The organism is Acinetobacter sp. EKM10A, from assembly GCF_011075215.1.
In the GTDB taxonomy this organism is placed as follows: domain Bacteria; phylum Pseudomonadota; class Gammaproteobacteria; order Pseudomonadales; family Moraxellaceae; genus Acinetobacter; species Acinetobacter baumannii.
This window is the reverse complement of sequence record NZ_JAALLK010000004.1, coordinates 210,436-225,338: the sequence shown is the minus strand read 5'-3', so window position 1 is coordinate 225,338 and position 14,903 is coordinate 210,436. Positions and strand designations below refer to the sequence as shown.

Below are 14,903 nucleotides of genomic sequence, written 5' to 3'. Positions count from 1 at the left end.
CATGCATAAATTACAAAAACGGATTATTAATTTCTTGTTCAGCTGGACGTTCAATTTTCTCAGGTAATTCTTCTTTTTCCAAAGCCGCCACAACATCATTTAAAAAGCTCTGCAATGCCTTTGCCTGTTCTAACCCGACTTTGTCTTTGGTAATTTGCAAGTTGCCGTAAATGCTGATGCAATCGACATCATTTTCTAATGTTAAATCTTCAATTGAAGAAGACTCTGTACCCTTTTCAAATGGCTTAAACATAGGTCTTATCTCGTTGTTATATCTTCACAGTGTAATACGATCAATTTAAAAAAAATCGATCAAAATTAAAAGAGCCGATAAAATTAAAAAAACGCCCATCAAGATATTAAAATATTTCAAACGGTTGCCCTGATTGAGCACCACTGAAAATTTATCACCACAGAACCCCCAAAAGAACAAACACGCGTAGCAAATGAAAAAATAAATAACGATAAAGATCGGCAACGACTGCGGGTTTTCAATGCTAGTAAACATGGTAATGCCTGACACACAAGCCAACCACGCTTTGGGATTCAACCATTGTAATAAGAACCCATCTTTAAAATTAGGAATAATCATTTGCTCTACAGGAACACTGGAAATAGAAATATTTGCAGCAGAAAGAATAATTTTAATCCCGATATAACAAACAAATAGCGTTCCACAAACTGCAAGAATTTTTAATACAACAGGAAACTGAGTTAATAAACTCTGAAGACCAAATGCCATAAAAATTAAAAGCAAGGTAAAACCAATTGTGGCGCCTGAAATATAGGGAAGCGATCTTTTTAAACCGTGATTTAAACTGGTCGATAAAATGACAGTATTTACTGGTCCTGGGGTTATAGACATTGCAAATGAAAAAAGAAACATCGAGGCAAACATTGTTATTGTCCTTATTAAAATAAGATCCATAGACAGATCTGTCTATGGATTCTATTTTAATCAATTACGGTGTTGCAATAACAATCAAAAAAAGCTGCTTATTTCATTATTTGCAAGAAATAGTTCACTAAGGCTTCTACCAGTTGTTTCACAATCGCCTTTCTGGTTTCTTCATCAATTGTTGGAACTTTTGCTTCCATTGGCTCCGAAGAGCCAGTTTTTTGCTTTTTAAATTGGTCTTGTAGTGCTTGAATCTGGTCAGCGTTTAAGTCTTGCTCACACTGACTTTCACCATCCCAGTGTAAATAGTCTAGCTTTTGATTTGGCTTAACTTGGCTCGCTGTTAAAGGTAGACGATAGACATTACGCTTTTGTTGCTCGGTTAACTGCGGGAATAGGTTAACGCCTAAGCGCTCCTCAAGGTAGCAAACACTCACGACTTTTACTTGTAGAGAGTTATTGTTAGGTGCGTAATAAGCCCCGATTGCGCCAGTTTTTGGCATATAGACCGCTTTATAAACTGCGGTTGGTACAATCACACCCTGCCCAATCGTTTTAAGACGTTTGCCTTCAAAAACAGGGCCTGTCACCACATAAACATCTTGTTTTTGTTTAGTGGCAATAGCACGGGTCGCTTCTTCGAGCTTACGCCAGACTTCTTGGTTATTTTTAGGTGCTTGCGGCACCATATTGCTGAGCGAGAAACTGTCAGATTGGGATTCTTTATTTGACATATCACCATTAGGTGCCATATGCCCACGGTCATAGCCTGAACCACGATAGTCACTTAACAGTGCCCGATGCTTTTGAGGAACACGCGTTTCTTCATGGAAGTTATCTTCACGTTTAATTTTGACACTTAAACGTTCTGCATCTAAATGCTCGGCCGACCATAACGGCGTTTTAGAAATACCTGAATACAAAACGTTAAAGCCATTAAAGCACAGTGGATAACTGTCTTTTTTTAGGCTGTCTTTATTTAAAGCAGGTGGAACTTCACGATAGAACTGATTAAGACAAGTCGAGTTAGTTGTTAAAGGTGAAAACCACTGCGAAATCTTTTCACTACCAAAAGCAATCGCAAAACTTCCCGCAGCAATACAAGCAAGAATAATCTTGCCAAAATGCTGACTTATAGAGAATGAGTTTGTACCTTTACTACGTTTTTTACTTGCCATGTTTCTATCAATACTACTGTCCAGACGCAGCTTAACAATCCTGCTTTTTTAAGTATATCTCTTATCTTTCAAATGGTTAAAACATGGTCATCTTTTTTGTAACTCCATTACCCATTACGTAACAATCTGTTGGAATTATGAGAGCCTTTGGCTATTGAATTGCGCCAATTGCGTATCTTTCGTTGAAAAACACTGATTGCTTATGACATGGTTAGCTCCACAAATTTGGATAAAAATATAATCGGAGTCCACTTAATGATCCATTCAAAGATTATTGGTATTGGCGTAATCACGGGATTATGTAGTATGGCCGCTTTGGCTGAGCCAGCAGTGCAGCCAGGAGATACTTTAGAAAGTTTGTCTAAAGTAAAAGTAACCACAACCGTAAATGGCCAACCAGGCTCTATTAGCGATTTAGTCAATAGCGGACAAGTACAGCAAGTTTCTGCTGCACCAACAAATGCAGCGCCTACAGGTGCTCCTATTCCTGCGGACGTTCCACCAGCGCCTCCAGCAGGCGGTGAAATGGCGCCACCAGCAGCACCAACTGATGCAGTACCACCTGCACCGAACCAAGCGCCTCCAGCGCCACAAGATCCGAACACTCCACCGCCAGCTGCTAACCCGAACCAATCAGCAGACCCAATGGCAAAAGATGGGGCGTTACCAGCAGATGCACCTATGCCACAAGCTCAATAATCCGAGCCATAAAAAAACCAAGACATATGTCTTGGTTTTTTTATTACATCAAATTTTATATTTCGATTTGACTACCTAATTCAACAACACGGTTAGTTGGAATTTGATAGAAATCACTGACCGGACTGGTATTACGCTGCATTGAAATAAACAGCTTTTCTCTCCATGGCGACATGCCGTCTCCCACAGAGTGAACAATACGATCACGCGAAATAAAGAAGCTGATATGCATCAAGTCATATTCAAGGCCTAATTGTTCATAGGCTTGCATCAGTGCTTTCGGTACATTCATTTCATCTTTAAAGCCGTAGAAAATTTTAATACGGAAGAAATGTTCAGCTAAGGTTTCTGTCGTAATACGCTCTTCAGGTGCAACAAACGGTACATCTTCAATCACTACAGTGACCAAGATATTACGCTGATGCAGTACCTTATTGTGCTTAATATTATGCAGCATGGCATGTGGCACAACATTTGGCGTACCCGTCATAAATACAGCATCGCCTGGCACCCAGTGCACACTATTACCAATACTTTTTACAAACAAATCGAGTGACAAAGTATCGTGTTCAAGCTTAGCAAAAGTAAGCTCACGGCCACGTTTCCATGTCATTAAAATAGTCACCGCAATCGCACCAATCAGTAATGGCACCCAACCGCCCGACAAGATTTTAAGTGAAGTTGCACCAACCAATACCGACTCTAAAATAAAGAACGGAATAATCAGGAGAAGCACTTTTGGCAGGCTCCACTTCCAAGCCGAGTAGATAAATACAGCAACCAAAATCGTGTCACAGAGCATGGTCAAAGTTACGGCCAAACCGTATGCACTTGCCAAGTTCGAGCTGGTTTTGAAGATTAAAATTAAGATAATAATTGCGATTAAGAGTAACCAGTTTAAGAAAGGTACATAAATCTGACCTTCTTCGGACTCAGACGTATGTTTAATACTTAAACGTGGTAAATAACCCAATTGAATCGCTTGGCGCGCAAGAGAAAACACCCCAGAAATTACGGCTTGAGAAGCAATGACAGTTGCCATGGTTGCCATAATAATCATTGGGTACAAGGCCCACTGCGGCACCAGTAAATAGAACGGGTTTTCAATTGCCGCTGGGTCTCTGAGTAATAACGCGCCCTGTCCTGCGTAGTTTAAAACCAAGCATGGCAATACCACAAAGAACCACGCCAGACGAATCGGCACTGGTCCGAAATGTCCCATATCGGCATATAGCGCTTCACCACCAGTTACTGTTAACACCACAGCCCCCATCACAAAAAATGTCATGATCGGATGGTGATAGATAAACTGGATCGCCCAATGCGGACTAAACATGCCTAGTACCACAGGGGTTTGGATGACACTGTGAATACCCAAGATGCCTAAAGATAAGAACCACACAAGCGTAATTGGACCAAAAAACTTACCTACAAATGCCGTACCGTGCTTTTGCACCAAAAACAGCGTGACGATAATGGCAATTGCAATAGGCATAATGAACGGGTCAAATACATCGGTTGCAATAGACAACCCTTCGACCGCAGACAATACTGAAATGGCTGGGGTAATAATACCGTCACCAAAGAACAGTGATGCCCCAATAAAGCCTATCGCAATCATGTAGATTTTTTTGTTGTCGGCAATTTTCGCTTTACGCAAATTCAACGCGAGTAAGGCCATAATGCCACCTTCACCATTGTTGTCTGCACGCATCACGATTGCGACATACTTGATGCTAATAATCAGCATTAAGCACCAAAAAATAATGGATAAAATTCCTAATACGTTTTCAGGCTGAATTCCCAACCCATGCGCTGCATGGAAGGACTCTTTCAAGGCATAGAGCGGACTTGTTCCGATGTCTCCAAAGACCACTCCAAGAGCTGCCAAAGCCGTGGCAGGCAAGGTCGCTTTTTTGGCCGTATTTTGCATTGTGTAATTAAACCAATATGATTTTTAGCGCAATCTTATCACCTCTATTATTTTTTTTCTGTAAAGCTCGTCTTAAATCTTGGCAGGACTCGTTTTTTTAGTTACTATCGCACGCCTTGGTGAGGTGTCCGAGTGGCTGAAGGAGCACGCCTGGAAAGTGTGTATACGTTTACGCGTATCGAGGGTTCGAATCCCTCTCTCACCGCCAGAATTCAAAAAAGACCTAATCGTTTTGATTTAGGTCTTTTTTATTGATCAAGAAAATTAGATAGAATTATCCTTTCAATATCAATTGAATATTTAAGAGTTTTTCCACCTTCATATTATTGGAGTTAATCCAGCTATGTAGTTTTAAGAGAATAGAACTTTTATCCATATAATTCTAAATTTCTCGCTTCCAGTCTTCATATGATAAATAACTTATATGCTCTGTCCGATAGTCGCCTAAAAATTTATTGAACTTACTTTCTTCAGTATGGTGATGCTTAAATCCACACTTAGCCTGTGCTTTAAATGATTTTTCATTGTCAGCAAAATAGCCACACCATAAAGCTTTCAATTTTAAATCTTCATACGCATGTTTCATCACGGCTTTTACTGCTTCTGGTATTAGCCCTTGTCCCCAAAACGGTACTCCGATCCAATAAGCTACCTCTGCTTCATTATCAGCAATTTTAAAATTACTCTCCTTACCAATTAGTAAACCAACCATACCTATCGCACGGTTATCTTCCTTTTTTGCAACTGCATATACTTCTTCTTTAGCGAAAACGGTCTGAATATATTCTAAACTTTGTGCTTCGCTTTCATGTACAGGCCATCCAGCAGTTGGTCCAACACGATCATCACTTGCATACTCATACAAGCTTGAAGCATCACTGTCCTGCCAAGGTCTGAGAATTAATCGTTCAGTCGTTAGTATCATGTTTTTAATACCTCTATAGTGTTAAAAATCACTATAAGGGCATCGACAAAGTGTTCCCATCACCGTATTTTGATAATTTAGGTACTTTTTAAAACAAATCTATTAAAGTTAGAAATTTTGATAGGAGCGATTAGAGTAGTGCAAAATGACTTAGATTTACTTTATAGAAAATCCAAAAGTTATGTATGGGGGAATAGCAACCTTAGTGACGTGCTGAATCAACCCTTATCTTTAGCGTACTGCTCATTGATATTTATTAAGCAAGGTAGTGCTGATATTAATATTTTATTTAAAAACTACCACTTAAAATCAGGTGATTTTTTATTTTTGTCGGAAGATTCATTGGCAATACTACAAAAACGATCTGCCGATTTTTCTTGTGATTATTGTATTTTTAATCGTGACTTTGCCGCAGAAGTTGCATCTGTCTTACCAAATTCTTTATTTACTTATCTACATTTATTCCCTCATTTTTCACCAGAAATGAGCTACCAATCCTTAATTAAAACATGGATAAATCAGTCCACTTTTATCCTACAATCAACCTCTGAATATCAACGCATCTTACTATGTAATCATCTTCAGAATTTCTTTTTGGTTCTTTCTGAAACAGTCAATCGTGAAAAACTTTTGTCTAAAAATGAATATAGTAGAAAAGAAAAAATTTGCTGGCAATTTTGGGAAATGATCTCATTACATTGTAAAGAACATCGTGATGTAAATTTTTACGCCAAAGCTTTAAATATTACTCCCTATTATCTATCTAAATTATCGAAACAATTTTTTAACGATAACGCAAAAACTTTAATTGATCGGCAAGTAATTCTTAAATTAAAAGAATTATTACGCACTCCTTCAAATTCTATTCAAAGTATTGCTGATCAACTGAATTTTGAAGATACCTCCTATATGTGCCGTTATTTTAAAAAGCATACTGGTTTTACCTTACTTCAATATCGTAAAAGCGCCTAAACAATCACGCTTAGGCCTTTCTACCTTAAAAATTACTCAGACAATGCTAATAACTTCTGAACATACTGAACGGCACTTTTATCTATTTCTTGGTGAGTGGGAATAGCATCATCTGGTGAAGGGTTTGTGTCTAAACCATAAAATGCGTAAAGCGGTTGATAAACTGCCCCAACATATAAAGCGGTGAGTTCAAAAGAACTAAAAATCTGCTCTAACGAAAGCTTATATTCACCTTGCTCTGAATAAACTTTTTCTTGAGCACCCGCCGACACCGCCAGCATAAACTTTTTATTTTTAAGCTTGTCACCTGTTGAACCATAAGCCCAACCATACGCCAAAACTTCATCAAGCCATTGTTTCAAAAGTGGCGGGCAGTTAAACCAATACACTGGAAATTGAAATACTAAATTTTCGTGTTCTTCTACAAGCGCTTGTTCTTTGGCAACATCAATTACGCCATCTGGGTAGGCTTGATAAATCTGGTGAACGGTAAATTGGTCGGGATATTTTTCTAACTCCTCTACCCATCTTTTATTAATTACAGACTGGTCTATGTGAGGATGTGCAACGATCACTAATGTCTTTTTCATTATAAAAACACTCTTATCGAAAAGTAGATAAATCGATTATAGAAGTGTGCTTTCCTAAATATAAGTACGGTAATTTTTGTTATATACTATACTAAAAGATAGTGTAGATTTTAAAAATGACTGACTGCCTTCCATCAAATACGCCATTAGAAGAAACAGGTTTTGGCTACACTCTTTCTTTAATTAATGGCAAATATAAGATGATCATCATGTATTGGCTGTATGGAAAAACTGTTATGCGTTTTAATGAGTTGCAACGCTGTATTGGCAATATTTCATTTAGAACGCTGAGCAATACACTTAAAGAGTTAGAAAGAGACGAACTGATTATTCGTAAGGAATATCCTCAAATTCCACCAAAGGTTGAGTATCGTCTTTCTGAAAGAGGACAGTCTTTAATTCCTTTGCTAGATATGATGTGCCAATGGGGCGAGCGGAATATGAACTCTTAGTTTTAGACAGTAAAAATAAAATTATTCCAAAAAATTAGGTTTTGGAATAATTTCTTTGTCTTAATCTAAGTTTTTAACTTTTACGCTTGAATACCCCCAATGTATGAACAATGCTAATACTATGAAATATATAAAAAACATAAAGAAAATTAATGTTGATCTAAATTCAAAAGTTAAAATAGTTAAGATAATTGTATGAAAACAGAAAATAGCTATTAGATAAAAAATTTCGATAATAAAAAAACCTGTATAATTAAATACTTCAATCAAATTTCCATAAAAAGCACTTATCTTTTTTTTCTTAAAAATTCTATAATTAGCCCACATACTTATAAAGAAATATATAATAAAAGCTATAAAAAAAATCCATATCAAAAACTCATTTTGATTAATTAATGTATTAAAGACTCCATTTACTTCACTAAACTTGTTAGGTTTACCGGTAAAGACTGAATAAAAAAAATCCCAAATGGCGGCAATATAAAATAAAACAGATAATGCGGTTATATTTTTCCATGGTATGGTTCGTATTACCTCGATAAAATTAACTTTTGTAAATAGGTTAGATTCTTTTTTCATTTACATTAAACTCAAAATATAAAAAAATATAATATTTTTTATAAAAGCCCAACTCTCGTCGGGCCTTCCCCCCTCAAACCCGACTTAAAAAATAATCAATCAGATATTCCCTTTCATCAGTTTGATTTGAGCTTAAAAGCTGCACCATCGCGCCATCGACCACAAACAAAAACATATGCGCATCTTCAACTGTAGCGGCAGGTTTTACAGTTAAAAGCAGTTTGTGAATTTCCTGAATAAGCCAGTTTCGATAATCAATAACTACCTTATAAGCCGACGGATAATGCTTTTCTATTTCAAAAATTGCTTTAAAAGGCAACCGATAAAGCCCGTCTGAGTCAGCATGTAAAAAGAAAATTCTCTTGAGTTTATCGAACACCATCAGTTCACGATACGAATAGATCGTGGAAAATACCTCTTCTTTTAAAGCGTCTGTTTGAAAAGTTAAGCTCATCTGGATGAGTCTTTCTTTTGAGTGGAAGTAGTTGTAAAAGGTGGCTTTGGGAATTTGGGAGTCGGCAATAATTCGGTCTACCCCTACCTTATGAAACCCGTATTGGTTAAATAAATCTTTTGCCGTGTGGAGCACTCGCAATGCTCTAAATGAAGCTTCTAAATTTTTCATGTATATCGCTTAAAATAATTTTTTGTTGTAAATAAAAGAGATAGAAATGCCGTCGCTCTTAAATTGAGCGCTAAAAACAGGCGTGCAAAAGCCGCACAAAAATGGTGTGCTCGCCTATCTCGGGTTTTATTGTTGCTATGATTTTTAGTCGTAATGACCTATGGCTTAAAACCTAGAGTCGGTTAAACCGTTTTAAAGACCAGTTGGGTATAGAGTCAAAGATTTTGGCGAAGGTTGCCAACGAGAGAGATAAAATAGTACGCATATGACGGATTCCTGTACAAATAAGGATTCTGCCAATCTCTGCTAAAAGATGGTGGCAGAACGAAAGGGGGTTAGCAGACTGGGTACAGAACCAGCACACCCGAAGGTGTCCCCCCTCCGCCCTACCATAACGCAACGTCAGGGAGACGAGTGGAATACAAGCAGATTCCATCCTCAGAAGGATTAAATCTGATGCACTGTACCGCGGTCTGCTAAAACCGGCTGGCAATGTAGGCCAGCAGGCAAAGGATAATCCGCGCGTTTTTGAGTGTCAATGTGATATTGGCTATTCATTTATAAAGATTATTTTTATTTTTCATTAGCATAGTGATTTAGGAATAGATTTTCTTAAAGTTTAGTTTGTCTGATCATTTCATTGTTAATTTATCGTTCATTTTCAAACCTATTTAAATGAACAGATTGATCACGCTATAAATAAAAGCTACAGTAAATAAAGTTTGAATTTTATAACTTTAAATAAATTGATAACGCATACAGGCAAAAACATGGAAACCATACATGATTTTTATCGCCGCTTTTCTTTAACCAGAGATAGCGATTACTCGGTTCCATCGACGTCGTTTGGACATTTTAACGTGTTCCAACGCGATGCCTGCTCGTTCCTCACACCTTATAGCCGCCGCGATTATTATAAAATTTCACTGGTTTTAGGCACAGGTGAACTTCACTATGCTAACCGCTGGATACGAGTCGACCGCCCTGCTTTACTGTTTTCAAACCCAATGGTGCCCTATGCATGGGAAATTAATTCGCCCGAACAGGCAGGCTGGTTTTGTCTATTTACCGAAGAGTTTGTAAACCAAGAATCGCGACAAAGCTTTTTAAAAGACTCACCCCTATTTAAAGTCGACGGCGACCCGCTATATTTTTTAAACGACCAACAAGTTGAGGAAATTTCATTTATTTTCAAAAAGATGATGAATGAAATAAATTCAGACTATATTCATAAATACAACGTTTTAAGAAATTATTTGCATCTGATTGTGCATGAAGCCATGAAAATGCAACCGACCCAACAGTTTGAAAAACATAGTAATGCTTCGGTGCGCATTTGCCATTTGTTCTTTGAGTTATTAGAGCGCCAGTTCCCAATCGACTCGCCCCATTTTCAGCTTAAACTCAAAACTGCAAATGACTTTGCCTATGGCTTGTCTGTGCATGTGAACCATTTAAACCGCGCTGTAAAAGAAGCCACAGGTAAAACTACCTCTGAACATATTAGCTCGCGCATTACGCAAGAAGCCAAAGCGCTGCTACAACACACCAGTTGGAATATTTCCGAAATTGCCTATAGCTTAGGCTTTGAATATTCAGCGTATTTCACCAATTTCTTTAAGAAAAATACCGGTTTTTCGCCTAAAAAATTCCGCGAAGACTGTGTGGCCTAAAAACAGATTGTTTGAATTTTATAATTATTGGTTTGAATGTTATACGTCAGTTTGAGCCAAAGCATTTTATAGTTTTTCTACTCAAGTGATTTTGCAAAAAGAGTGTGAAAAATGAAATATAGAACTTTAGGACAAACAGGCGAAAAAGTATCAGCACTTGGTTTAGGTTGCATGGGAATGAGCTTTGCCTATGGTGCCTCAGACGACACACAAAGCATTGCAACCCTAGAAAAGGCCTTAGACCTCGGCATTAACTTTTGGGACACCGCCGACATGTACGGCAACGGTGCAAATGAAGTTTTACTTTCAAAAGTTTTAGAAAAACATCGTGACAAAGTGTTCTTAGCGACCAAATTTGGCTTTCGTTATAAAGAAGATAACCTTAACCCGAAAAACTCTTTAGAGTCTTATATCGACGGCTCACCTGAGTGGATTAAAGTCGCTGTCGAAAACAGTTTAAGACGCTTAAATACAGACGTGATTGATTTGTATTATGCACACCGTATAGACCCGAATGTTCCGGTTGAAGATACCATTGGCGCAATGGCTGACTTGGTCAAACAAGGTAAAGTTCGTTATTTAGGACTCAGTGAAGCTTCGACTGAAACCATTCGTAAAGCACATGCGATTCACCCGATTGCAGCGGTTCAACATGAATATTCGCTACTTACCCGTGAGTTTGAGCAAACCCATTTGCAAACTATTCGTGAGTTAGGCATTAGCCTTGTGCCGTATTCTCCGTTATCACGTGGTTTAATTACCAATACGCTTGATGTGAATAACCTAGACGAAAATGATTTCCGTCGCCAGTTACCACGTTATCAGGGCGATAACTGGAAAAATAACCAAAGCTTGGCACAAGCATTTAGCGAGTTTGCTCAAAGCAAAAATGCGACAGCGGCTCAACTGGCTTTGGCTTGGATTTTGGCGCAAAGTGACGACATTATTCCAATTCCGGGTACGCGTAAAATCGAGCGACTTGTGGAAAATGCTGGCGCTGTAGACCTTCATTTAACAGCAGCAGATTTGGCAGAAATCGAAGCGATTATTGCGAGATACCCAAACATGGGCGCACGCTATAACGCTCAGCAACTTGCTGCGGTCAACCACTAAAATATAGGCCATAAAAAAGTCCGACTCAGTGTCGGACTTTTTTTATTTAGTCTTTGCTATATGTGCCTTGCTGGCGTCCACCTTCCCAGATAGCATCTAAGGATTTATCCGAAATCGTTAGGCTTTCAGGGAAAATGCTTAAATCCTTTTTAAATTTAGCCTCTGGTTTTAAGCCAATACAGTCTCCATTTTTCCACCATGTGCCTTCGGCATATTGATCTAAAGCACCCACAGCAAGCATCCATTGAAACTTGCCATCTGGCTGAAGTAAAAGCTCTGAACCGACTTCCATCACACCATGTAAATAATAGTGCCCACTCCACGCCTGATCGGCCTTTTGGAATTTTACTTCCTTACAGGTGCTAGTCGGCTCTGCATAAATGTGAGCAGAAAAAATAACCGTAGAAACAAGCAGTAGAGGTGCAAATATATTTTTCATTATTGTGTTCCTATATGTTTAATCTTATTTTCCAGACTCAACTTTTAAATACGTTCCATCGGCATAAACATTATGTCCAAAGCCACAACCCGACTCACCTTCGCTTTGTTTAACCTGAATATAATTGCCTAACTTCGCATTAGATTTAAAATCGAGCTGAATACGGCAGTCTTCATTTTTATAAACCGTTTGCTTTTTATTAGACGGCATTTTGGTGTCAAACTCACCCATATTTGGGCCATAAATTAAGCTTCTAAGTCCCATGTAAACGCCCGAATAGCTAATAGCATATTGGCCCTGTTTACGACTTACCGTGATGTGATCCCACTCACCAAAACCCGAGTAACGGACGTATTCACCCGACAAATCATTTGATGCTTTAGGTTGAGGCAACTGCTTAAGGTTAAATTGACTAGACTTAGATTTTTCATCAAGCATAAACCATGCTCTTGCCCAAAGTGGCTGACCCAATTTGGCATAGGCTAAGCCAACGTTATTGTTGGCAACTTCAATATCACGGTCGGTAAATTTAACCGTGGTTTCGTCTGCATTGGCCTTACAAAACGCCGTCCAAGAAGCTTGGTTTTGGAAGTTTTCGAGCGCTTTTTTATATTGTTTCTGATCGTAGAATTTCTTACCTAAGCTCGCGTATTGCTTCACTTTATTACAGCCTTGTTGTAATTCTTGTTCATAAGAAAACTCTGCATGAGTTATCGTTAAAGCTGAAAGTGTAAGAACCGTGCAACCTGAAATAATCGATTTAATCATTTTTAAAATTCTTTAATAATCAACTAATTATATAATATGAGCTGGCGCTATAAATCACAATTATTTGAAACAAAAGTCTATTAGAAGAGTTTAGGTTTTTATAAAAATAGTTAAATCCATACAGAATAATTTTTTGAAAATATTCAACCTTAACTGATTATTTTAATTGAATATTCAACCAAAAAATAATGTAGACTGCATGCGTAAAAATTAGGAAGAATTATAAGAGTGAATAATTTAATTATTGGAACCCTATTTGCACTGTGTGCAGCGGCTTTAAATGCATCTATTGGTGTAATTAGTAAATTACTCATGCACAGTGGTTTAAACCCGCAAGACATTGCCTTTTTAAAAACCATTATCGCCTTTTTCTTTTTAAGTATGTTTTTATTTAAAGTGCCTGTTAGCCAAAAGATTGCATTTATTAGCAGCACACCAAGTAAACTCAGTGTTTTTTCTCAAATTGCCATATGTGCTTTTTTAGGAATTTTCTCGCTATTCTTTTTCGAAACCATTGCCTATAACCACGGTGCTGCGGCCAATGTGGTAGTAGTACTCATGGCTTCGGCTGCCATCTCCGCCCTATTTTTTGGGAGGTTCATTTTAAAAGAAAGTATCTATATTCATTCGCTTATTGGAACATTATTGGCAGTTGCTGGGATTAGCATTATTTCGTGGAAAGGTGAAAATAGCCTTTTAATGCTGATTAATGCTTCTATTGCCGGTACGGGTTATGGCTTATTTTCGGTTTTAGTGAAAAAGTTCAAATTAAACGGCGGCCTGTTTCTGACTAAATACTTACTGCTGTTTGGTAGTGTTTATCTTGCAGTTCCGTTTTTAGTAAATTTGCATAGCATTACTTTTAATAGTGACATCATTTTAGGTTTGATTGGTTTAGCTGTTCTACCAACCATACTCGGCTTTTTCTGTACCACTAAAGCGTTGTCTTATATGAGTGCCGCAAAGGTACAAGTGACCGAACTTTCCGAGCCTATTTTTGCAGCGCTTATGGCTTGGGTTTTCATTCATGAACAACCGACTTTGTCATTTTTATATGGTGCGATTTTTATTATTTCAGGCATCTTTTTAATGAACAGAGCGCCGAAATCAAACTAGCTGATTTCATCTATTTCGTTGGCGTGGTGACAAGCCACTTGCACCACACTGGCAAAGTTAATCGCCATCTGTGAAGGGGCATGTTTCTTATAAGCAAGCCCTAAACCCACCGTAGGTACAGGTGCTTTTAAAGACCGATAAGCCACACCTTGTATTTGCAATTGCTTGGTCGACTCGGGAACCAAAGACACCCCTAAGTTTGCAGACACCAACGATAAAATTGAAACAATTTGCGGGGCGTTTTGTCCAATTTTCGGTTCAAAGCCACGCTCATGGCAGGCCTGTTTAATCGCATCAAAAAGCCCTGCACTCACTGAAGGAGGCGAGACAATAAAATCAAGTTCTCGCAGTGCAGTTAAATCAATTTCTTGTGATGCATCGTCCAGATTAAAAGACTCGGAAGGTAAAGCAGCAATGAGCGGCTCAGCCAATAATTCTTGTAGAATGAGGCTATCTGGCATATTACGTGGCGAACGAATAATTGCGACATCTAAACGGTCTTCAAGCAATAAGTCGATGAGTAGTAAAGTATTGGCTTCTTCAAGCTTTAAATTTACTTTCGGGTATTGCTGCTGGAAATAGCGAACACATTTAGGAATTAAAGGGTTCAACATTGAAGTACCTGTAAAGCCTAATCGTAATTGACCTACTTCGCCATTTGCCACTTGTTTAACAAGGTTTGCTGCATCTTCTACACGCTGCTGTACTGGCTGAATTGCATTTAAAAAGGCAAGCCCAGCTTCGGTCAGCTCCACCCCATGAGGCGAACGAATAAATAAATCTGCACCTAGCTCTTCTTCTAAGTCTCGTATTTGCATACTTAAAGGCGGCTGACTCATGTTTAAGCGCTGCGCAGCTTTGGTAAAGTTTTTTTCTTCTGCTACTGCCAAAAAGTAGCGTATATGCCTGAGTTCCATTGTTATATATAAAACATATCGTGTCC

At 38.2% G+C, this 14,903-nt stretch carries 17 protein-coding genes and 1 tRNA gene; 7 read left to right on the top strand and 11 right to left on the bottom strand.

From position 1 onward, the window contains the following. Positions 1 to 10: 10 nt before the first annotated feature. The 3 genes from G9371_RS07515 to G9371_RS07505 all read right to left on the bottom strand — a co-directional run bounded on the left by G9371_RS07515 (position 11) and on the right by G9371_RS07505 (position 2,076). Entirely contained in the window at positions 11 to 253 is a 243-nt protein-coding gene (locus G9371_RS07515) for a hypothetical protein (protein WP_000476048.1), read from the bottom strand. 45 nt (positions 254 to 298) lie between these two features. Continuing rightward, positions 299 to 898 carry a LysE family translocator gene (locus tag G9371_RS07510; protein WP_029424104.1) on the bottom strand — a complete coding sequence of 200 codons (600 nt, stop codon included), beginning with the start codon at positions 896 to 898 and terminating at the stop codon, positions 299 to 301. A gap of 98 nt (positions 899 to 996) precedes the next feature. Further along, a complete protein-coding gene (locus G9371_RS07505) occupies positions 997 to 2,076 on the bottom strand; it encodes a DNA/RNA non-specific endonuclease (protein ID WP_029424103.1) in 1,080 nt (359 codons plus the stop codon). A gap of 255 nt (positions 2,077 to 2,331) precedes the next feature. Here G9371_RS07505 and G9371_RS07500 point away from each other — a divergent pair, with 255 nt between their 5' ends. Continuing rightward, the gene (locus G9371_RS07500) at positions 2,332 to 2,775 is read left to right on the top strand and encodes a hypothetical protein (protein ID WP_029424102.1); all 444 of its coding nucleotides are present in this window, start codon (positions 2,332 to 2,334) and stop codon (positions 2,773 to 2,775) included. Positions 2,776 to 2,830: 55 nt separating this feature from the next. Here the strand turns inward: G9371_RS07500 and G9371_RS07495 are convergent, their stop codons facing one another. Beyond that, entirely contained in the window at positions 2,831 to 4,708 is a 1,878-nt protein-coding gene (locus tag G9371_RS07495; protein ID WP_001181667.1) for a potassium transporter Kup, read from the bottom strand. A gap of 118 nt (positions 4,709 to 4,826) precedes the next feature. On the opposite strand from G9371_RS07495, the gene G9371_RS07490 reads away from it, so the two are divergent. After that, positions 4,827 to 4,916, top strand: a tRNA-Ser gene (locus G9371_RS07490). A gap of 174 nt (positions 4,917 to 5,090) precedes the next feature. On the opposite strand, the gene G9371_RS07485 is transcribed toward G9371_RS07490, so the two are convergent. After that, complete coding sequence (locus tag G9371_RS07485; RefSeq protein ID WP_000604216.1) at positions 5,091 to 5,633, bottom strand: GNAT family N-acetyltransferase; 543 nt, start codon at positions 5,631 to 5,633, stop codon at positions 5,091 to 5,093. Between the two features lie 138 nt (positions 5,634 to 5,771). On the opposite strand from G9371_RS07485, the gene G9371_RS07480 reads away from it, so the two are divergent. Continuing rightward, positions 5,772 to 6,605: a helix-turn-helix domain-containing protein gene (locus G9371_RS07480; RefSeq protein WP_029424101.1), complete on the top strand. Its 834-nt coding sequence runs from the start codon at positions 5,772 to 5,774 to the stop codon at positions 6,603 to 6,605. 32 nt (positions 6,606 to 6,637) lie between these two features. Here the strand turns inward: G9371_RS07480 and G9371_RS07475 are convergent, their stop codons facing one another. Next, positions 6,638 to 7,195: an NAD(P)H-dependent oxidoreductase gene (locus G9371_RS07475; RefSeq protein ID WP_029424100.1), complete on the bottom strand. Its 558-nt coding sequence runs from the start codon at positions 7,193 to 7,195 to the stop codon at positions 6,638 to 6,640. 116 nt (positions 7,196 to 7,311) lie between these two features. Here G9371_RS07475 and G9371_RS07470 point away from each other — a divergent pair, with 116 nt between their 5' ends. After that, positions 7,312 to 7,647, top strand: a complete 336-nt coding sequence (locus G9371_RS07470) for a winged helix-turn-helix transcriptional regulator (protein WP_000128772.1) — start codon at positions 7,312 to 7,314, stop codon at positions 7,645 to 7,647. A gap of 60 nt (positions 7,648 to 7,707) precedes the next feature. Here G9371_RS07470 and G9371_RS07465 read toward each other — a convergent pair whose 3' ends face one another. Together G9371_RS07465 and G9371_RS07460 are read right to left on the bottom strand one after the other, a co-directional pair. Beyond that, on the bottom strand, positions 7,708 to 8,226 hold the full coding sequence (locus G9371_RS07465) for a hypothetical protein (protein ID WP_029424099.1): 519 nt from the start codon (positions 8,224 to 8,226) through the stop codon (positions 7,708 to 7,710). A gap of 73 nt (positions 8,227 to 8,299) precedes the next feature. Then, positions 8,300 to 8,851, bottom strand: coding sequence for a TetR/AcrR family transcriptional regulator (locus tag G9371_RS07460; RefSeq protein ID WP_000792712.1), 552 nt, complete (start codon positions 8,849 to 8,851; stop codon positions 8,300 to 8,302). Between the two features lie 770 nt (positions 8,852 to 9,621). Between G9371_RS07460 and G9371_RS07455 the strand changes: the two genes are divergently transcribed. Together G9371_RS07455 and G9371_RS07450 are read left to right on the top strand one after the other, a co-directional pair. After that, on the top strand, positions 9,622 to 10,524 hold the full coding sequence (locus G9371_RS07455; RefSeq protein WP_000447716.1) for a helix-turn-helix domain-containing protein: 903 nt from the start codon (positions 9,622 to 9,624) through the stop codon (positions 10,522 to 10,524). A 111-nt stretch (positions 10,525 to 10,635) separates the two neighbouring features. Beyond that, positions 10,636 to 11,637 carry an aldo/keto reductase gene (locus G9371_RS07450; RefSeq protein WP_029424098.1) on the top strand — a complete coding sequence of 334 codons (1,002 nt, stop codon included), beginning with the start codon at positions 10,636 to 10,638 and terminating at the stop codon, positions 11,635 to 11,637. Positions 11,638 to 11,683: 46 nt separating this feature from the next. Here the strand turns inward: G9371_RS07450 and G9371_RS07445 are convergent, their stop codons facing one another. Together G9371_RS07445 and G9371_RS07440 are read right to left on the bottom strand one after the other, a co-directional pair. Beyond that, positions 11,684 to 12,076, bottom strand: coding sequence for a hypothetical protein (locus G9371_RS07445; RefSeq protein ID WP_000789146.1), 393 nt, complete (start codon positions 12,074 to 12,076; stop codon positions 11,684 to 11,686). A gap of 24 nt (positions 12,077 to 12,100) precedes the next feature. After that, on the bottom strand, positions 12,101 to 12,844 hold the full coding sequence (locus tag G9371_RS07440; RefSeq protein WP_029424097.1) for a hypothetical protein: 744 nt from the start codon (positions 12,842 to 12,844) through the stop codon (positions 12,101 to 12,103). A 228-nt stretch (positions 12,845 to 13,072) separates the two neighbouring features. Here G9371_RS07440 and G9371_RS07435 point away from each other — a divergent pair, with 228 nt between their 5' ends. Then, entirely contained in the window at positions 13,073 to 13,960 is an 888-nt protein-coding gene (locus tag G9371_RS07435; protein ID WP_029424096.1) for a DMT family transporter, read from the top strand. Here G9371_RS07435 and sxtR read toward each other — a convergent pair. Continuing rightward, on the bottom strand, positions 13,957 to 14,877 hold the full coding sequence (sxtR, locus tag G9371_RS07430; protein ID WP_029424095.1) for a multidrug efflux pump transcriptional activator SxtR: 921 nt from the start codon (positions 14,875 to 14,877) through the stop codon (positions 13,957 to 13,959). The two genes, G9371_RS07435 and sxtR, sit on opposite strands and share 4 nt — an antisense overlap. Positions 14,878 to 14,903: the final 26 nt, after the last annotated feature.